The following is a 19454-nucleotide window of genomic DNA, read 5'->3' on the forward strand; positions in this document are numbered from 1 at the left end:
AAGCGCCTTTTTTCATTGAGGATTGCAACCCATGTCACACACCATGCCGCATGCCGTTTCCCGCAGTGCGATGATGCGCTATATTTTTGCAGGTTTGTCGGCCAGTTTGATTGCTATCGGGCTGGCGCGTTTTGCCTACACGCCGCTCTTGCCGGAGCTGATTAACCAGCATTGGTTTTCTTCGGCCGATGCGGCTTATCTGGGGGCGGCCAATCTGGCCGGTTATCTGATCGGGGCGTTGCTCGGGCGGCCGCTGGCGGCGCGTTTTTCCAACAACCACACTTTGCGGCTGATGATGTTGGCGGTCACTTTGTCGTTTTTCGCCTGTGCGTTTCCGTTGTCGGTGGGGTGGTATTTTGTGTGGCGGTTGGTGTCGGGCATTTCCGGCGGGGCGATTATGGTGTTGGTGGCGGCCACGGTGTTGCCGCATGTGCCCGCCGGCAGCCGCAATTTGGCCAGTGGGGCGATTTTTCTCGGCATCGGGTTGGGCATTTTTGCCTCGGCCACGCTGGTGCCGCTGTTGATTGATTTGGGGCTGCGCGCTACTTGGTACGGCTTGGGCGTGGTGTCGGCGCTGCTGACCTTGTTGAGCTGGTGGAATCTGCCCAAGCCTGCGCCGCTGTTGCACGTGGTGCCGGCACATTCCGATGCGGCCGCAAACGGCAACGCCGCACCGCACTTGTCGTCCCCCAAACCGCTGTGGATTCTGTATGCGCAATATTCGCTGATTGCGGTCAGCATTGTGGCGCCGGCGGTGTTTCTGGTGGATTTTATCGCACGCGGTATGGCGCTGGGCACGCACACCGGCGCGCTGTTTTGGGGCGTGTACGGTATCGGCTCGATGATCGGGCCGGTGCTGTACGGCTATTTTGCCGACCGTTTCGGCGCCAAGCCGACCCTGCGCATGGTGTTGCTGGCTCAGATGCTGGCCTTGTTTGCACTGGCTTACAGCGATCATTATCTGCTGCTGATCGGGCTGACCGTTATCATCGGCACGTTTCCGCCGGGCATTGTGCCGCTGATGTTGGCGCGGATTAACGAAACCGTGCCCGAGCCGCACAAACAGCATCTGGGCTGGAGCCGGGCAACAGTGTTTTTCGCCGCCTTTCAAGCCGCTGCCGGTTATTTGCTGTCGATGGTGTTCAACCTCACCCACGGCGGCCACCGCACGCTGTTTGCCATCGGCGCGGCGGCGCTGGTGCTGGCGCTGTTGTTGGAAGCGCTGAACCGCCGGCGTGGAAAATTTTAGCGTGACTTCCCGCCCAATTGTTCTACAATCAAACCACCGGCAACCGATAAAGCAACCGTATGCACGCACCCGATAAATTTCCCTTGAATCACAACATCTTAATCCAAATCAGCAGCATGGGTATGGACATCGTGCAGCTGATGAAAGCGGCCGGCATTTCGCCGACCGTATTATCCGACAGCCGCCCCACCCTGCCGACTGCGCACTATTTCGCCTTTTGGCAAGCCGTGGCACAGCAAAGCGGCGACCCGCTGCTCGGCCTGAAAATCGACGGCGGCGACAATCAGGCCGGCTGCGACCCCGCCACCATCGTGATGATGCATTCCTGCCATTTTCTCGCCGCACTCGAACGGCTGGCGCGCTACAAAAAAATGGTCTGCCCGCAACGGATCTGCATCGACCGGCGCGCAGAAGAAACCGCCGTTTCCTCACAATGGCCGTTCAGCGAGCAGCCCGAACCCGACATCATCAGCGATATGTTTTTCCGCTCCATCCAGCACACCCTCGTCCTCAGCCTCAACCCCACACCCGCCCCGTTGCGGATCGAGCTCACCCGCAACCGCATTCCGCCGGGCTATCAGGCTTATTTTGGCTGCCCGATTATCACGCAAGCCGAACGCAATGCCATTGTTTACGCCAACCGCACCCTCGAGCTGCCGCTCAACAACCACAACGCCGAACTGCTGCACCTGTTCCAACCGCTGTTGGCGCAAAACAGCGGCGCGCCCTATCCGCAAAGCCTGCAACAACAAGTGCAGCAGGAAATCGCCCGCCTGCTCAACGGCAACAAACCCACGCTCGAACAAATCGCCGCCCGCCTGTTTATCACCCCGCGCACCCTGCAACGCCGTCTGAAAGCCGAAAACCTCAGCTTCGGCCGGCTGCTCGAAGCCACCCGTGCGCAAACGGCGGAACAACTGCTGCAACGCCAAGACATGGGCATCGGCGAAATCGCCTTTTACCTCGGCTACCAAGAAACCCACTCCTTCAGCCGCGCCTTCCACCAATGGCACGGCATCTCCCCGCTGCAATGGCGCAAACAGCACGGGCTGGCTTGACAGCAGTTGGGAACCGGCCTCGGTTTGCTTTGTCGGGATACCCGAGGGTGTCCTAAACAGCTTCGTCGAATGAAATGACACTGTTTAAACAAAGGCCGTCTGAAACCGCACTTTGGCTTTTTTCAATCAAACACGGCAATAAATACCGTTTCCCGCGAATATGTGTTAATTGGCGGCACGTTATCCAATGCATTGATGTGAAAATGATTTTATCTGTTGAATAAGACAAAGGCCTTTTATTTATTGAATTAGAACTAACTCACAACCAACCCATAATAGTTTTATATCACAGATAAGCCACATTTTTTTAGGTACTCAAAAGTACTATCATAAAGATTCTTAGGTCTTGTCACATCAGTACCATCAACTTCCGGAATATAAATAATCATTCCTTGTCTGGCTCTGGTCAATAAGACACGGTATGAGTTTAATAAATAATCTTTAGCAGACTGTTGATTGATATTTTGCCACTTTGTCCCTTTAAAATTCTGATAATGCCATTGGCTGTTATTGTGATACAAATTGATATCCCATGCTACACAAGTAAAATCAATCTCCAAGCCTTGTATATCAAATTCGGTCGCAATTTCTTCTAAGTAATATGATGCACGAACATCATTTTGATCATTTAAAAACCAATTGGCTGGAGATATTTCATTTTTAACATCAATGCCTTCTGAACGTAGCCTTCGCCCACCAGAACTTGCAACAATACCTATTCTTTCTGTTCCTTTTGCTTTTTGTTTTAACCAATTTTTTGCGGTATTTAAATTTCTGGTAAGCAAAATAGGGTAGCTATCTTTGATTAAATCAAAAATCGCTTTTTGCCTTATCAATAATGCGATTAATTGCAGCGGCAGTTCGAGAAAGATTGATTGCGCCGGAATCACTTCTCGAAATTTCCTGAACATTATGCCCTTTATAAAGTGCTGCTTGAGCCGCTTCAATAATGGTTGGCGTCGGTTTGTATACGCTAGCTTCCCAAGCTGCAGCATTGATATTGGATTGTGCACTTTGAGCCGATAAGATCGCTTTTAACGTGTGCTCAAAATTACTTTCATTACACAATATGCAATCGTCTAAATGGGGGGCGGCTGTTATGTTGTTTACTTGATTGGGAGCTTTTGTTGCAACCAATATAGGAATAATGGTCTGATTATGGCTGCCTTCATGAAAATTCAATAAATCCAAGCAATAATCAATAGTTTGATCCTGAGCGTCTTTTGTGTAGCGCGTGTCGCCAATCTTGAATTCGATAACAAAAATGATATTTTTTGAAATAATGATGTTATCAACCCGCTTTCCCATTCTGGGAATCGAAAATTCAAAGTAAATATTTCCCTCAATATTCTGAAGCTGTGATTTTAAAAATGCAATTTGCTTTAACCAAGCATTTTTTTGTAAATCCTCAAGATCGTGTTGATGATTTTTTGCCAATCGCCCAAAAATTGCATTTGTATCTTCTGATAAAAATTTTTTTATCGTATTTTGATAATAGCTTCTATTCATTTTTAATATCTTTTGTTTAGGTATGATTCGTTATTTATATCACCAATTATACTTTTAAAATTTAAAATCAGAAGCTAATAATTTCATCAATCTCTCATCATGATACGGCTTAACTGCAAGCGCATGATCAAAATCATCATGTTGCTGTTTTTGTGGAAGTAAATATTCCCGTTCGGCATCTGCACCCGTCGTGCCGCAAGTTAAGCGGCACGACGGTGTTTAGTTATCCAACCCTTTTGCCTTCAGCCAACCCGCCAAATGTTCCGCTACTTCTGCATTGTTTAAATCGGAAAACGGGAAATGGGTGTTGCCTTTGATGCCGGCTTTAGGCAGCTCGACCACGGTAACATCACCGCCGTGTTTGTTGACCGCATCGGCCCATTGTTTGGCCAACTGCAACCGCACATGCCATTGCTCGCCGCCTTGTGTGCCGTCTAATTGCTCGGGGATAAAGTCGCCGAAATAAATCACAATCGGCAGGCGGGTCAGCTTGTCAAATTGCGCTTTGGGTACGCTCATCGGGGCGACATCGCCGAAGCGGCTTGTTAATGCCGGCGGCGTTTCGCCTTCGGGAAACGGGAAGTTGCCCGGCTCATAGGCGGCGATGGCGTTGACTTTGTCGCTTGCCATGGCGGTTGTCCAGCCAATCACGCCGCCGGCGGAATGGGTGATGAAAATGCCGCCGCCGGTTTTGTCAAACAGCTTCACCATGCTGTCGGTTATCACGCCGACGTCAAATGCGCCGGTGCTCGGGGTCATTTGGCGGAAGAATTGTGCTTGGGCGGCTTTGTCGCTCGGAAATGCCACGCCGGGATTCATGTTCGGATATACGCCGATGCGGAATTGGGCGTACCAAAATTGGTCGTCAGGCACGGCGGCGAGTTCGGCGGCTACGGTGCTTTGCCCGGCTTGGCCGCGCCGCGGTTGGTCGACCAGATAAATCGGGTAGCCTTTGCGTAAAAACAGCGTGTCGAAGCCTTCACGGCCGTCGGGCGTGGTTTGCCAGCTGCGTGCGGATTGGCCGTAGCCGTGTAAAAACACCAGCGGGTGCGCTTTGGCACGGGTCGGAATTTGGTAAAACACGCTGGCGTGATCGCCGTGCAGGGTTTGACCGCCGGCCTGCACCGAGGCGTTGTATACGTCCCAAAAGTTGTTGCTGCTTTTGCCGGCGATTGCGGCGGGAACCGGTGTGTAAGTGCCGGGGCTGGTTTTTACTGTGCCGCCCACGGCAAAACTGCCTTGTTGTTCAATCGACAAGGGCGCGGCGAAACCAACGGTTGCCAGTGAGCAGGCTGCTATCAATAATGTACTAAGGCGTTTTTTAAACATAAAATCTCCTTGGATTTGACGTTTCAGCGGATCAATACCGACATCATCGGCTTGTTAAACCTGAATGTTATTATTTACCAACGACTCGCCCATCGGCGGATCATGATGGGCGAAAACAGCTACTGCCGCTTTTAAACCGCACTTAAGCTTGCAGACGGCCTGAAGCGGTATCAATACCGCGCGCCCACCACGTCAATCTCTGCCATCGCTTGTTCGATGGACGATAAATCGGCGGGGGTCAGTACAATATCCGCCGCGCCCAGATTTTCGTCTAAGCGTTTCAGGTTGCGGCTACCGGGAATCGGTACGATCCACGGTTTTTGTGCCAGTAGCCAGGCTAAGGCGATTTGCGCAGGTGTCGCACCGCCCTTTTCCTGCCCGATGCGCAGCAGTAAATCCACCACCGCCTGATTGGCGCGGATGGCTTCATCGGTGAAGCGCGGGTTGTTGGCGCGGATGTCGTTGGCGGCGAATTTTTGGCCGACGGTGATGGTGCCGGTGAGAAAACCGCGCCCGAGCGGGCTGTAGGGCACTAACCCGATGCCCAATTCTTCGCAGGCAGCCAGCACATTATTTTGCTCGATTTCGCGCCAAAACAGTGAATATTCGCTTTGCAGGGCGGTAACGGGTTGTACGGCATGGGCGCGGCGGATCTGTTCGGCGTTCGATTCCGACAGCCCGAAATGCTTCACTTTGCCCTCGGCGATCAAATCTTTCACCGCTCCGGCCACCTCTTCCACCGGCACTGCCGGATCGGGGCGGTGTTGGTAAAACAGATCAATCGCCTCAACCTGCAAGCGTTTGAGCGATGCTTCCGCCACTTGGCGGATACGCTCGGGGCGGCTGTTCAGCCCGGCGGCGATGGTCGGCTTGCCGTCTTTATCGGGATTGAAACCGAATTTGGTGGCGATAACCACTTGGTTTTTAAACGGCGCCAGCGCTTCGCCCACCAATTCTTCATTGTCAAACGGGCCGTATACTTCGGCAGTGTCGAAAAAGCTGACTCCATGTGCAACCGCTTGGCGGATAAATTCAATCATCTGCGCTTTGTCGCCGACCGGCGCATCGCCGAACGTCATGCGCATGCAGCCCAAGCCCAGCGCCGATACGCTCAAGCCTTGTGCGCCGCCCAATTGTCTGTGTTTCATGATTTGCTCCTGTGGCTTGCGATAAAAATATGTCAAGATTCAGCATAACCCGATCTGCCGTTGAGATAAACCGCACTTTGCCGAATAAGCCGTTTAGCGTGGTTAAACAATCGGGCGCGGGCATGAAAAGGCCGTCTGAAAGCCAAAGTGCGGTTTCAGACGGCCTCGGGTTGGGTTTGCTCAGGCGTTGAAAAGGTTGAAGCCCAAATCCTGTGCCAGTTGCGCCACCATTTTTTGCGCGCGCACGCTGTTGCCGTGTTTGTCGAGCGGCGGGGAAAAGGCGGCGATGCCGAGTTTGCCGGGCACGACGGCCATCAGTCCGCCGCCGACACCGCTCTTGGCGGGCAGGCCTACGGTATACGCCCATTCGCCGGAGCCGTCGTATAAGCCTTCCATCATCATTTCGGCCAGAATAGGCGCCACATTCTGCGCTTTCAATACGCGCTTGCCGCTGCGTGGGTTGATGCCTTGGGCGGCCAGTGTGGCGGCGATGGTGGCGAGGTCGACCGTATTGATCAGGGTGGAACATTGGCGGGTGTAGACATCGCAAGCCTCCATCGGGTCGCCATAGATAAAGCCGGCCGAATACAGCAGCCAGGCGATGGCGCGGTTGTGGAAATTGGTGGTTTGCTCCGATTGGTTGACCTCGGCCGACAACTGAACCGCATCGCTGCCGAGTGCGCGTTGGCAATCGAGAATTTTCTGCCAGCGTGCTTCGGCCGAATCCGCTTCAATCAGGCTCACGCTCGCCATCGCGCCGGCGTTGACCAGCGGCGATAGCGGTTTGTCGTGGTGCAGCTCCAGCGCCATCACCGAATTAAACGGCAATCCGGTCGGGCTGGCGCCGATTTTGCTGCGCACCGCCGCCGCGCCCTTTTCTTCCAACGCCAGCGCCAAGGTGCAGACTTTGGAAATCGATTCGATGGCAAAGGCGAAATCGGCATCACCGGCGCTGAACACTTCGCCTTCTGCGGTCACCACCGCCAACGCCGCCAGCTGCGGCGGCACGTCGGCCAGATAAGGAATGTAATCGGCATTGCGGCCGCCGTGGGCTTGGGCGTGCTGTGCATAGGCTTTGGCCACCGCTTGTTGCAACTCTTTCATGATAAAACTCCTTGAAAAAACGGCCTCTGCCGTTATCGGGCAGGAGGCCGTCTGAACACTTACTGCGTGTGGGTGTCTGCTTTTTGCGCCGCAGCTGCGTTTTGCACGACAGTGGCGGTATCTGCCGCCGATGGCGACGGAATACCCGGATGGCCGTTGGCTTCAGCCTGCCAGGTAAACGGCGCGAAATCGCTGTTTTCCGCCCGCCAGTGCGGTTTGCGCACGTGGTAAATCACAAACGGAATGATGCAGAACACCACGGTGGCGGCGATCAAAATACCGATATACAGCTCAGGGCTGCCGACGGCAATCTGATTGGGCGGAATAAAGCTGAACAAAAACGCAATCGCCGAGCCGATAAAGCCGGCACCGCCGATAATCCACATGCCGATATCGCCGCCGGGAATGCGGTATGGGCGCGGGCGTTGCGGCTGGCTGTAGCGCAGATAAATCGCCGCCGCAAACATCAGCAGATACATAATCAGATACAGAATCACGGTCAGCTGCCCTAAAATCTGATAGGCCGACTGCACGCTGGGCAGCACCACAAACAAGATCGACAGCAAGGTCACAATCAAGGCCTGCAACAGCAAAATATGCGTGGCCATGCCGTTTTGATTGGTGTGTTGCCACCAGCGCGGCAGGTAGCCCGCTTTGGCAATTTCCAGCAAGCCCGACGAAGGCCCCGCCACCCAAGTGACCACGCCGGCCAACACGCCCACGGCCAAGGCCACCGCCACCACCGGCGCCAGCCACGACAAGCCCGCCCATTTAAACATATCGCCATAAGCCACCAGCAGGCTTTGGGTGAGATTGATGTCGGCATGCGGAATCACAAACGCAATCGCCAGCGTGCCGAGAATAAAAATCGTCACCGTGCCGATGGCGGCAATCATGATGGCAATCGGGTAATTGCGGCGCGGATTGTCGACTTCCTGCACATGAATGGCGTTCATTTCCATACCGGCATAAAACAGGAAAATGCTCGCCGCCAACACGATATTGTCAAATTTTGAGAAATCCGGCATCAGCTGACTCCAAGAGAGCTCGATTTGCGAAGGCTGGCCGGAAAAGAGATAGGCAAAGCCCAACACAATCAGAATTACCGCCGGCACAATGGTGCCGATGATGCCGCCCCATTTCGACACCTTGGCAAACGCATTCACGCCTTTAAAGGCGATAAACGTCGCCAGCCAGTAAATCGCCAGCACAATCGCCAACACAAAAAACTTGTTGGCCGACAGCGCCTGATCCCAAGTTTGATCGGGGCCGATAAACGCCAGCGACACCGAGCCGAAGGTCAGCGCGGTGGGAAACCACACCGTCACCTCGATCCACAGCATAAACATCGCCAAAAAAGCCCATTTCGGCCCGAAGGCCTCGCCCACCCAGCGGAAGACCCCGCCTTTTTCCGGCCAGCCGGTCGCCAATTCGGCCGCCACCAGCGAAACCGGAATCAGAAAGAAGATTGCCGCAAACACATAATAAAAAATCGAACTCAAGCCGTATTCGGCTTCAGCCGGCAAACCGCGAAGGCTCACCACCGCCACAATGTTCATAATAACCAGTGTGGTGATGCCGAGCTTTTTCACGGCGCCGTTTGCAGATTGTGTCGCCATGATAAAACTCCTTCATCAAGTGTGATTGAAACTGCTGCCTTCAGCAAGGCCGCTGCGTTGCGGATGGTCGTGCAGATATTGCAGCACCGCTTTATAGTCTTTCAGCAGCAAATCGGCAAAATCCATCTCAAAGCCGCGGCGGCACATAATCCGCATCACGGTCACATCGCTGCAATCGCCGGTCAGCGCAAACGCCGGCACCTGCCAGCCGCGCAGCCGCAGCCGTTCCGACACGTCATAAAGCGTGTAGCCCGGGTCACTGCCGTCTTTCAACTTGAAACACACCGCCGGAATGCCTTCTTTCGGGTCGCCCTTGCAGATAAACTCATACGGCCCCAAATCCGCCAACGCCTCGGCCAAATACGCCGCCACCAGATAAGACGCCGTATGCACCTTGCGGTAGCCCTCACGCCCCAAGCGCAAAAATTCATAATATTGCGCAATCACCTGACCGGCGGGGCGGGAAAAATTAATCGCAAACGTGCCGACCTGCCCGCCCAGATAATCCACATTAAACACCAGCTCCTGCGGCAGCGAAGCCTGATCACGCCACAACACCCAGCCGCAGCCCAACGGCGCCAGCCCGAATTTATGGCCGGAGCTGCTGATTGATTTCACCCGCGGCAGGCGGAAATCCCACTCGATTTCCGGCGCGCAGAAAGGCGCCAAAAAGCCGCCGCTGGCCGCATCGACATGAATATCGATATCCAGCCCCGTTTCGGCCTGCAATTGATCAAGCGCATCGCTGATGGCTTTCGGAAACTCATAATTGCCGGTATACGTTACGCCGAAGGTCGGCACCACCCCGATGGTGTTTTCATCACAAGCCGCCAGCATCCGCTCCGGATCCATAAACAGCTTGCCCGGCGCCATCGGAATCTCACGGATTTCCACATCCCAATAGCGGGCGAATTTATGCCAGCACACCTGCACCGGCCCGCACACCAGATTCGGCTTATCGGCCGGCTTGCCCGCCGCTTGCCGTTTTTGGCGCCAACGCCATTTCATCGCCATACCGCCGAGCATACAAGCCTCAGAAGAGCCGATGGTGTTGGTGCCGACCGCACTTTCACCTTTTTTCAGCGGTGCATGCCACAAATCGGCCATCATGCGCACGCAGCGGGCATCGATTTCCGCCGACTGCGGATACTCTTCTTTATCAATCCAGTTTTTATTGATGGAAAGATCCATCAGTTTGTGTACATTTTCGTCATCCCAGGTTTGGCAGAAGGTCGCCAGATTTTGTCGGGCGTTGCCGTCAAGAAACAGCTCGTCATGAATCATTTGATAAGCCACATCTTCCCGCATTTCCGTTGGCGGAAAACGGTTGGCCTCTGCCGCCAAGCGCATGCTCACCGAGCCGAAACGCGAATCGTAAATGTCTTGCTTACTCATTTTGAACCTCCTTGGGTAGAATAGATAAATGTGAATATCACAACTATTCACCCCTTCACCTTACGCCCCAAAAATGAAAAAACCAACGTTTTTTCACCCAAAATCGATGGAAATCAAAAAATCACCACAACGATTTTTATTTTTTCAATATTGCGACAACAGCCTGATTCCAAACACAAAATGCCGCAGTACAATAAAAGGTTTGGCCGTTGAAATGAAATCATTATCCATTACCCGACGCCGCCCTGCACACCACGCCAAGCCACAACAAGGCCGTCTGAAAAAACACCGAAGTGCGGTTTTCAGACGGCCTCAAATGAAGAGCAAATCTTGCGCGGCTAAGCCACACACACGGCAAACCTGCCGACAGGCGTTTCGGCTCATCATGCGCAAATAAACCGCAATGCCGTCTGAAAAAACAGCAAAGCGCGGTTTCAGGCGGTATCAAATAGAGTGGAATATTCGGCGGCTAAGCCACACACAAGCGCTTCAGACAAGCACCTGAAAACAACCCGCAAGGCCGTCTGAAAAACCCAAAGTGCGGTTTCAGACGGCCTCGGTTCAGCACAATATAACTTGCCCTCGGATTTTGCTATAGTGTTCCCCAAAACCCAAACAGGACGGTGATATGCTGAACAAACCGGAAGCATTGCGCATTTTCTGCACGGCGGCGGAAACGCTGCAATTCAACGAAGCGGCGGTGCGCTTAGGCGTGGCGGCGCCGATAGTGTCGCGCACCATTCGCCGGCTGGAAAGAGAGCTGGGCGAAATTCTGTTTCAGCGCAACACCCGCCAAATCAAGCTCACCCGTTACGGCGAATATTTTTACCCGTTGGCACGGCAATGGCTCTCAGACGGCGAGGCCTTGTTCCAAGCGGCGCAAACCCCGTTGCAGGGCGAAATGCGCGGCGTGGTGCGGGTGGCGCTGCCGCGCTTTATCCAAAACGAAGCGCTGCTTCAGGCGGTGTTAAGCCGTTTGGACGACTACCCCGACATCGTGCTCGACTGGCGGGTGAGCGAGGCGCATGTGAATATTGTCGATGCACAGATTGATGTCGGCATCCGCATCAGCAGCATGCCCGACAACCGCTTGGTGGTGCGCCCGATTATGCCGATGGGGGCGCAAGTGGTGGCGGCGCCGTCGCTGCTGGCACAATGGGGCGAGCCGAAAGATTTACACGATTTGCAGCAGCGCTTTCCGCTCAGCGGCCTGATCAACCCGCACACCGGACGAATGTGGCAGTGGCAGTTTGCCGACGGCGCCGCATTTCTGCCGAAAAATCCACGCTTTATCACCGCCAATGCCGAAGCGGAAGTGGCGGCGGCGCTCGGCGGACGAGTGTTTGCCCACTTGGCCGACCATCTGGCGATGCCGTATATCAAGCGCGGCGAGTTGGTGCCGGTGTTGAACCGATATAAAGCAGAGCCGTGGCAGCTGTATGTTTACCGCCCCTCCGCCACCTTACTGCCGGCACGGGTGAAACTGGTGTTCGACATCTTGGCAGACATTTTGCGCAAAGAATTTTTATAGTCATATCAACACCATCAGGCCGTCTGAAAAGCCAAAGTGCGGTTTCAGACGGCCTGATTATTGCATTTTCGTTCATTCTGAAATCACATTTCAATACATTGTTTCCCGTGCTTGTTTTGCCGATAATAGTCAAAATCAATGCAACACGGAGCAGCAACATGAAGCAGGATATTTTACAACCGGGGCGGGCGGCGGTGATTACCGGTGCGGCCAACGGCATCGGCGCGGCGCTGGCGCACAAATTGGCCGGATTCGGCATGCGCTTGTGCCTGTTCGACCGTGATGCGGCGGCGTTAAACACACTGGCGGCAACGCTGAACACCGAAACCGAGGCGGTGGTCGGCGATGTGGCGTCGAGTGATGATCTCACCCGTTTGCGCGACACCGCTTTCGGGCGCTTTGGCGAAACCGCACTTTTAATCAACAATGCCGGCATTCTCGCCGGCGCCGGGCCGTGGGGCGAAATGGCGGCGTGGCGGCGGCAGCTGGAGGTGAACCTGTTTGCCATCGTGCAGGCGCAGGCGCTGTTTGTGCCGCCGATGCTGGCGCAATCCGGGCGCAGTGCCGTGGTAAACCTCGGTTCGAAAGAAGGCATCACTACACCGCCGGGCAATGCCGCCTACTCGGTCGCCAAGGCCGGGGTGAAAGTGCTGACCGAGCAGCTGGCACACGAATTGCGCCAAACCGCCGGCGACAAAATCAGCGCCCATCTGCTGGTGCCGGGCTATACCTGGACGCCGATGAACTTCCCCGATCAGGATTTGCGCCGGCCGGCCGACAAACCCGATGAGCCGTGGACGGCGGCGCAGGTGGCCGATTATTTTGCCGACCGTTTTACGCAAGGCGATTTTTACCTGATCTGCCCCGACAATGCCGTCAGCGCCGAACTCGATGCCAAACGCATTCAATGGGCGGCAGACGACATGATTCACAACCGACCGGCGCTGTCACGCTGGCACCCCGATTGGCAGGCACGTTTTGCCGAATGGGTTCAATCATAAGGCTTCCCGCCGCGAAAGGAACGTGATTTGATGAAAAAATGGCAACGCTACAGCCTCTACACCTTGACCGCACTGGCTGTTGCCGTGGCGGCGGCGGGCTGTCAGCTATCCCGCAATATCGGCGCGCTGCCCGATGAAACCCGTTTCGCATCACTCGATTATTACCGTGACGGCCGCTTTCACAACCTGTATGACGAATTGGTGTTTTACCCCGAAAAAGCGGCCGGCAAAGGCGGCTGGCGGCGCTACAGCGGTTATGCCCCCGCCGCGCCGCTGCCGATGGCGGCATTAGACGGCGGCAGCTTTGCCCAAGCCGAACCTTTTGCTTATTACTGGCTCGGCCACAGCAGCGCCATTCTTGAATTGGACGGCAAACGGCTGATTATCGACCCCGTGCTCGACAATGCCGCACCGCTCAACCTGCCGTTTGTGGTGCCGCGCTTCCAAGCGGCGCCGATCACACGCAACGCCTTGCCCGCCGCCGATATCGTGCTGATCACCCACGACCATTACGACCACCTCGAAGCCGCCACCATCCGCCGTTTGGCAAAACCGACAGCGGGTGCGATACCGCACTTTGTTGCCCCGCTCGGTGTGGGCGCACGCTTGCAATCGTGGGGCGTACCGTCTGAAAACATCACCGAGCTGGGCTGGGGCGACAGCGCCACCGTTGCCGGGCTGACTTTCCATGCCGAAACCGCACTGCACTATTCCGCCCGCTGGCGCAACGACCGCAATAAAACCCTGTGGGCTTCGTTTGTGATCGAAGGCGCAGGCAAACGGCTGTTTTGGAGCGGCGATTCCGGCTACGGACGGCATTTCGCCGAAATCGGTAAAAAATACGCCGGCTTCGACCTCGCCTTTATCGAAATCGACGCCGCCAACCCCGGCTGGCCGAACACCCATATGTTCCCCGAACAAGCCGTGCAAGCCGCCCTCGATCTCGGCGCCGCGCGCATGCTGCCGATTCACTGGGGCGTATTCAGCCTCGGCCGCAACCCGTGGAACGAATCGATCAAGCGCACAAACGCCGCCGCCCAACGTGCCGGCCTGCCGTTAGACGTGCCGAAAATGGGCGAAAAATACCAGCCGCACCGCTTCCAAAACGACCATTGGTGGCAAAACCCGGCCTTGTTGCAAAGCGGTCAGTAACCCCTAATCATTAAAATAAGGAGATTCACATGAGCAAACCTTTAGCCCTGATTACCGGCGGCTCCGCCGGCATCGGCCTCGAAATCGCCCGCCTGCTGGCAGCCGACGGCCATGATTTAATCATCACCGGCGCCGGCGAACGCGTATTTGCCGCCGCCGACAGCCTGAAAAGCCACGGCGGCGAAGTCATCTCCGTGCAGTCCGACTTGGCGACCGAAGCCGGCAATCAAGCCGTGCTTGATGCCGTCCGCCACAGCGGGCGCACGGTGCGGGTGTTGGTGCTCAACGCCGGCATCGCCGTCGGCGGCGCCTTTATCGACAACCCATTGGAAAAACATTTGCAGCTGATGGCGCTCAACATGGCCTCGCCGGTGCGGCTGGCACATGCGCTGATTCCGCCGATGATCGCCGCAGGCGGCGGCAAAATTCTGCTGGTCAGCTCACTTTCCGCCAGCACGCCCACCCCGTATGAAAGCGTATACGGCCCGTCGAAAGCCTTTTTAAGCGCCTTCGGCAACAGCATTCGTGAAGAGTTGAAAGACAGCGGCATCAGCGTAACCAACCTCCACCCCGGCGCCACCGCCACCGAATTCCACGCCCGCGCCGGCATGCAAACCACCGCTTTCGGCGACAACAGCTGGAAAAACGACCCCGCCCAAGTCGCCCGCCAAGGCTACCAAGCCATGCAGCGCGGCGACACCAACGTCGTCGGCGGCGACAGCACCACCCAACAAGCCTGGCACGACAACAAAACCCGCAGCGAGGAAGAAAAAGCCCGTATTCACGCCGAACGTGCAAAACCCGGCTCCCCCCTAAGCCGCGGCGTATAGCCGCTTGCCGTCTGAACCGCACTTTGGATAATAAAAGTGCGGTTCAGACGGCCTTTGCCTTATGCAACAGATAAAATCATTTCCACATCAATGCATTGGATAACGTGCCGCCAATTAACACACATTCGCGGGGAAACGGTATGGATTAGGGTGTTTGATTGAAAAAACCAAAGTGCGGTTTCAGACGGCCTGATATTCTTTCAGCCGCTTCAATCACAACCGGCATGGCGCTTTTCCACCCTTCGCCCCACCGCATTGCTTGTTCCTCAATGCCATTTCCGCGCCGTCTGAAAAATAAATTTCATCAAACTAGATTGCGAAAAATTTAATTTTTCTCTATTCTATTCGGCATGAAACAACCCGCGCGGCTTTTTTAAACCGCTATTTATCTTTATTTGCGCCATCGAGGCCGTCTGAATGTACCAACAATTAAAACTGGATAACCAATTCTGCTTTCCGCTGTATGCGCTGTCGAAAGAAATCACCCGCCGCTACACCCCGTTTTTAGAGGCGCTCGATTTAACCTATCCGCAATATCTGGTGATGATGGTGCTGTGGGAACACGACGGGCAGAGTGTCAGCCAAATCGGCGGCAAACTGCATCTCGACAGCGGCACGCTCACCCCGCTGCTCAAGCGTTTGCAGCAAAAAGGGCTGCTTGAGCGCCGGCGCGCCGAATATGATGAACGCATGGTGCAAATCGCGCTCACCGCACAGGGCCGCGCACTGGAATCGCAAGCCGCCGCCGTGCCCGAGCAAATGGCACAATGCGTGCCCATCAGCCCGGAAGAAGCCGCCCTGCTGCGCAGCATCAGCAAGCGCCTGCTGGCACACGACCCCAACCAAGCATCATCGTAAAAAGCGTGCATTCTGAATTGTCAGGACACCCTAAGGCTTTAGTGCCGTAAAATAAGTTATTATTGGCTCACATAAAATCTAGCCCAATCCGCAAACAAGATTTTTTGGAGCAACTTCCTAAACATCGAGAAGAAGATGGAAATACGTCTGTCTCGATGAAAAACTGCTTTGAGCGGCTACTACCTCATAGTCTACTTTGAATCCCATAGAAAATACCTGAGTATGGATCGAAAGCTTGTGTAAGATTTGACGCCTAATATTTTGTTAATGCTTTATTTTTTCTAAGATATTGCGAATTTACAGCACATTTGCATGATTTAACTATGTCATTTATTTGGAATACGGATACATTAAGTTCAATTAAAAGGACACATCGAATGAAAAAAGCTATGCAACGAAAAGCTATCACTTTAAACTATTGGAAATCTATCACTTGTATGATACATAAACCAAATTTATCTAAAAGGGTTAAAAACTTTAAAGATGAAATATAAAAATTTGAAAGCATTGGACTTTTTTTGTGGTGGCGGTGGGATGAGTTACGGTTTGCAAGAGGCTGGAATTCGCGTGCTCGCAGGAATCGACTATGAAATATCCTGTAAAGAAACTTACGAAGCGAACATCCGAGATGCGGCTTTTATTCATGCCGACGTTTTTGCCTTGCAGGAAAGTGAATTGGCTCGCTCGCTAGGTCTTTCCCGAAAAGACGACAACTTAATTTTAATAGGTTGCAGCCCTTGTCAATATTGGAGTGTCATTAGAACTAGTAAAGAGAAATCCGAACAATCAAAAAGCCTGTTATCCGAATTTCAACGTTTCGTCGAATACTTCATTCCCGGTTATGTCGTCGTGGAAAACGTACCGGGCATTTTTAGTCGCCGAAAAGAGAGCGGATTGGATGTTTTTGTTAATAAATTAGAAGTTTTGGGTTATACCGTCCATTTTGGAATACATAACACACAATACTATAATGTTCCTCAAAGTCGCAAACGTTTTACTTTAATTGCAAACAGAGTGAGCAAAGATAAACTGGAACCAATAGAATCCAAAGACAAAGTTTTGACCGTCAGGGATGTATTGGGTGAAAAAAACGGTTTCCCTAAAATTACCGCAGGACATCAGGATAATACCGATTATATACATAGTTGCGCCGGATTATCCGATATCAATATGCAAAGAATACGCCTAATTCCTAAAAACGGCGGTAATCGTTTGGCATTTGCGAATCGACCTGATTTACAATTGAAATGTTTCGTCAACAAAGACAACTGTTTTAAAGATACTTTCGGGCGTCTGTGGTGGGATCAGCCCTCTCCGACCATCACCACTAAATTCTTTAGCGTTTCTAACGGCCGTTTTGTTCATCCGGAAGAGGACAGAGCCTTGTCTTTGCGCGAAGGCGCCACTTTACAATCGTTTCCGAAACATTATGTTTTCAAGGCGAACAGTAGAGACAAAATCGCTCGATTAATCGGCAATGCCGTACCGCCTAAATACGCTGAACAAATCGGGAAGGCGATTATTAATAACAGTTTAAAATGATAATAACGAAGCGGAGATTAAAATGTCTGATAAGCAATTAAAAATGAGTTTTCAGCCGACTGTAATCGAACATCTCGGCGTAAAAATGTATTCTCATACCATCCCTGCTATTGCAGAGTTGGTGGCGAATGCTTACGATGCGGGCGCAACGGTAGCTGAAGTTCTTCTTTACGATAAACCTGAACATAAAATTGTAATACGGGATGACGGAATAGGTATGAGCTTTGATGAAATCAATGATTTTTATTTGAAAATCGGTCGTAATCGTCGTAAAGAAAATCAAATTTCTTGTCCAAATAGAAAACCGACTGGAAAAAAAGGGCTCGGCAAGTTAGCCTTATTCGGACTGGGTAATAAAATTGAAATATCCACGATAAAAAACGATGAAAAAGTCACCTTTACATTAGATTATAAAGAAATTTTAAACAGTGAAGGCGATTACAGCCCTACGTTCGATATTACTGAGGTCAATTCTTCCGACGGCGTCACCCACGGAACAACGATAACGCTTACGGAATTAACTAAGAAGCAAGGCTACCCTTTAGATAAGTACGTTGAACACCTTGCAAGATTATTCAACTTCACTGATTCTAACTTCATTATTCAAATGTGTTTAAATGATGGAGAAGTAAAAGTTATAGACAATCATTTGAAATATAAATTCATTACGCCGCAATTTGAATGGAATTATGAAGAATTGATTAAAACGGGGACATTAGCGGATAAGGCTGAAAAATACACTTCTTCCGGATTAATAAACGGTAAATTCATCACCACAGAAAAACCGTTGAAAAACAATATGAAAGGCATTACTCTCTTTGCAAATGGGCGTAGGGTTAACGCTCCCGAATTCTTCAGAAGCAGCGAATCTAGCCATTTTTATTCTTATCTGACCGGTTGGTTAAACGTCGATTTTATTGACGATGATAACGAAGACTTAATTTCTACGGATAGAACTTCGTTGGACTGGAAACAACCCATTACCACAATGTTAAGGAGTTTCTTAAGCGAAACTGTCTCTGTAATCGAACGTGATTGGAGAGAGAAAAGAAAAACTGAAAAAGACAAGAGAATGAAAAGCGAAAATAATATTGACATACAGGATTGGCAAAGTAAATTACCTATTGATATTAAAAATTCGGTTCAGGATATTTTACGGCAGGTCGAAGATTCTGAATTAACGGTATTAGAGCAAGTCGAAGTGGTTAAAGCTTTACGCACTTTAGTTCCTGAGTATCCCTATTATCACTGGAGAGGATTGCATACTGAAATCCGGGACTCATCACAAAAATATTATGAAAAAGAAGATTATTATAATGCCTTTGCAGAAAGTGCCAAAAGATATGTTGCTAATACTCGAAAAAAGTCTGGATGTACACAATCCAAAGACCAAGGATTGATGGGAGAAGTGTTTGGTATAGCAAGGGATGGTAAGAAAAAATTAAAGGTTACAAAGAAATATAAAGAATTAAATCAAAATGTATTTTCAGAAGATACTTTAACTTCAATAGAAGAGGGACAGAAGTATCTTTCTATGGGAATAATAAGCGGATGTAGAAATCCTATAGCACATTCTGAAATTAAAGATTTAAAGAATTCTGGGCTTTTTAATGAAAAAGATTGTCTAGATGCATTAGGATTGCTTTCACACTTACAAAGAAGATTAGATGATTCCGAATTAGAATAATTTGAGATGACTGATATTTTCTCTCCGAAAAAACGTTCCGAAATCATGTCGAAGGTTAAAAGTAAAAATACCAAACCCGAGATATTAGTCGGGACGTTTTTATTTTCAAAGGGATTTCGGTATCGAAAGAACGATAAACGATATACCGATGTTCCCGATATTGTTTTGCCTAAATACAAAACCGTCATATTTGTACACGGCTGTTTTTGGCACGGGCATACCTGCCCTAGGGGAAATCTTCCAAGTAGTAATCGTGAATTTTGGCAAGAAAAAATAACGAAAAATAAAAAACGGGATGTAAGAAGCTGCAACTCACTTGAAGATTTAGGATTTAAAGTTATCGTTATTTGGGAATGTGAGTTGAAAAATAAGACGTTACGCGAAGCTCGTTTACTTCGGCTTATCGATGAAATCAGAAACGCCGCCCAAACCGCACTTTGAT

19 protein-coding genes are annotated in these 19454 nt (G+C 51.7%); 12 read left to right on the forward strand and 7 right to left on the reverse strand.

The annotated features are described in order from the left end of the window. The first annotated feature begins 31 nt into the window (after positions 1–31). On the forward strand, positions 32–1249 hold the full coding sequence (locus OA57_RS07950; protein WP_235424657.1) for a YbfB/YjiJ family MFS transporter: 1218 nt from the start codon (positions 32–34) through the stop codon (positions 1247–1249). 122 nt (positions 1250–1371) lie between these two features. After that, positions 1372–2307 carry an AraC family transcriptional regulator gene (locus OA57_RS07955; protein WP_161788341.1) on the forward strand — a complete coding sequence of 312 codons (936 nt, stop codon included), beginning with the start codon at positions 1372–1374 and terminating at the stop codon, positions 2305–2307. 281 nt (positions 2308–2588) lie between these two features. Here OA57_RS07955 and OA57_RS12770 read toward each other — a convergent pair whose 3' ends face one another. The 4 genes from OA57_RS12770 to OA57_RS07975 form a co-directional block, all read right to left on the reverse strand. Beyond that, positions 2589–3197, reverse strand: coding sequence for a DNA/RNA helicase domain-containing protein (locus OA57_RS12770; RefSeq protein WP_200883612.1), 609 nt, complete (start codon positions 3195–3197; stop codon positions 2589–2591). Continuing rightward, positions 3118–3816: a hypothetical protein gene (locus tag OA57_RS12775; protein ID WP_052122437.1), complete on the reverse strand. Its 699-nt coding sequence runs from the start codon at positions 3814–3816 to the stop codon at positions 3118–3120. Before OA57_RS12775 ends, OA57_RS12770 begins: the two co-directional genes overlap by 80 nt. A 219-nt stretch (positions 3817–4035) precedes the next feature. Next, a complete protein-coding gene (locus OA57_RS07970; protein WP_034616045.1) occupies positions 4036–5145 on the reverse strand; it encodes an alpha/beta hydrolase in 1110 nt (369 codons plus the stop codon). Positions 5146–5315: 170 nt separating this feature from the next. Then, positions 5316–6293, reverse strand: a complete 978-nt coding sequence (locus tag OA57_RS07975; protein ID WP_034616048.1) for an aldo/keto reductase — start codon at positions 6291–6293, stop codon at positions 5316–5318. 29 nt (positions 6294–6322) lie between these two features. Here OA57_RS07975 and OA57_RS12710 point away from each other — a divergent pair, with 29 nt between their 5' ends. Further along, positions 6323–6484 carry a hypothetical protein gene (locus OA57_RS12710; RefSeq protein ID WP_161788342.1) on the forward strand — a complete coding sequence of 54 codons (162 nt, stop codon included), beginning with the start codon at positions 6323–6325 and terminating at the stop codon, positions 6482–6484. Here OA57_RS12710 and glsA read toward each other — a convergent pair. The 3 genes from glsA to OA57_RS07990 are packed head-to-tail and all read right to left on the reverse strand — an operon-like array spanning position 6474 to position 10411. Then, the gene (gene glsA, locus OA57_RS07980; protein WP_034616050.1) at positions 6474–7397 is read right to left on the reverse strand and encodes a glutaminase A; all 924 of its coding nucleotides are present in this window, start codon (positions 7395–7397) and stop codon (positions 6474–6476) included. The genes OA57_RS12710 and glsA overlap by 11 nt on opposite strands. Positions 7398–7456: 59 nt before the next feature. Further along, positions 7457–9016 carry a putative glutamine/gamma-aminobutyrate antiporter GadC gene (gadC, locus tag OA57_RS07985; RefSeq protein ID WP_034616052.1) on the reverse strand — a complete coding sequence of 520 codons (1560 nt, stop codon included), beginning with the start codon at positions 9014–9016 and terminating at the stop codon, positions 7457–7459. Between the two features lie 15 nt (positions 9017–9031). Continuing rightward, on the reverse strand, positions 9032–10411 hold the full coding sequence (locus OA57_RS07990; RefSeq protein WP_034616055.1) for a glutamate decarboxylase: 1380 nt from the start codon (positions 10409–10411) through the stop codon (positions 9032–9034). Between the two features lie 214 nt (positions 10412–10625). Between OA57_RS07990 and OA57_RS12620 the strand changes: the two genes are divergently transcribed. The 9 genes from OA57_RS12620 to OA57_RS08030 all read left to right on the forward strand — a co-directional run bounded on the left by OA57_RS12620 (position 10626) and on the right by OA57_RS08030 (position 19453). Beyond that, positions 10626–10808: a hypothetical protein gene (locus OA57_RS12620; RefSeq protein WP_152596736.1), complete on the forward strand. Its 183-nt coding sequence runs from the start codon at positions 10626–10628 to the stop codon at positions 10806–10808. 231 nt (positions 10809–11039) lie between these two features. Then, a complete protein-coding gene (locus OA57_RS07995; RefSeq protein ID WP_034616058.1) occupies positions 11040–11942 on the forward strand; it encodes a LysR family transcriptional regulator in 903 nt (300 codons plus the stop codon). A gap of 158 nt (positions 11943–12100) precedes the next feature. After that, positions 12101–12943, forward strand: coding sequence for an SDR family NAD(P)-dependent oxidoreductase (locus tag OA57_RS08000; protein ID WP_034616062.1), 843 nt, complete (start codon positions 12101–12103; stop codon positions 12941–12943). A gap of 30 nt (positions 12944–12973) precedes the next feature. Continuing rightward, on the forward strand, positions 12974–14095 hold the full coding sequence (locus OA57_RS08005) for an MBL fold metallo-hydrolase (RefSeq protein WP_034616066.1): 1122 nt from the start codon (positions 12974–12976) through the stop codon (positions 14093–14095). Positions 14096–14124: 29 nt separating this feature from the next. Continuing rightward, a complete protein-coding gene (locus OA57_RS08010) occupies positions 14125–14925 on the forward strand; it encodes an SDR family NAD(P)-dependent oxidoreductase (protein ID WP_034616069.1) in 801 nt (266 codons plus the stop codon). Between the two features lie 417 nt (positions 14926–15342). Beyond that, positions 15343–15783, forward strand: coding sequence for a MarR family winged helix-turn-helix transcriptional regulator (locus OA57_RS08015; protein WP_034616071.1), 441 nt, complete (start codon positions 15343–15345; stop codon positions 15781–15783). Positions 15784–16266: 483 nt separating this feature from the next. Next, positions 16267–17325 carry a DNA cytosine methyltransferase gene (locus OA57_RS08020; protein ID WP_034616074.1) on the forward strand — a complete coding sequence of 353 codons (1059 nt, stop codon included), beginning with the start codon at positions 16267–16269 and terminating at the stop codon, positions 17323–17325. Between the two features lie 22 nt (positions 17326–17347). After that, the gene (locus OA57_RS08025; RefSeq protein WP_034616077.1) at positions 17348–19012 is read left to right on the forward strand and encodes a TIGR02391 family protein; all 1665 of its coding nucleotides are present in this window, start codon (positions 17348–17350) and stop codon (positions 19010–19012) included. A 6-nt stretch (positions 19013–19018) separates the two neighbouring features. Next, positions 19019–19453: a very short patch repair endonuclease gene (locus tag OA57_RS08030; protein ID WP_034616081.1), complete on the forward strand. Its 435-nt coding sequence runs from the start codon at positions 19019–19021 to the stop codon at positions 19451–19453. The last annotated feature ends 1 nt before the right edge of the window (position 19454 follow it).

The organism is Chelonobacter oris, from assembly GCF_000772535.1.
GTDB lineage: Bacteria > Pseudomonadota > Gammaproteobacteria > Enterobacterales > Pasteurellaceae > Chelonobacter > Chelonobacter oris.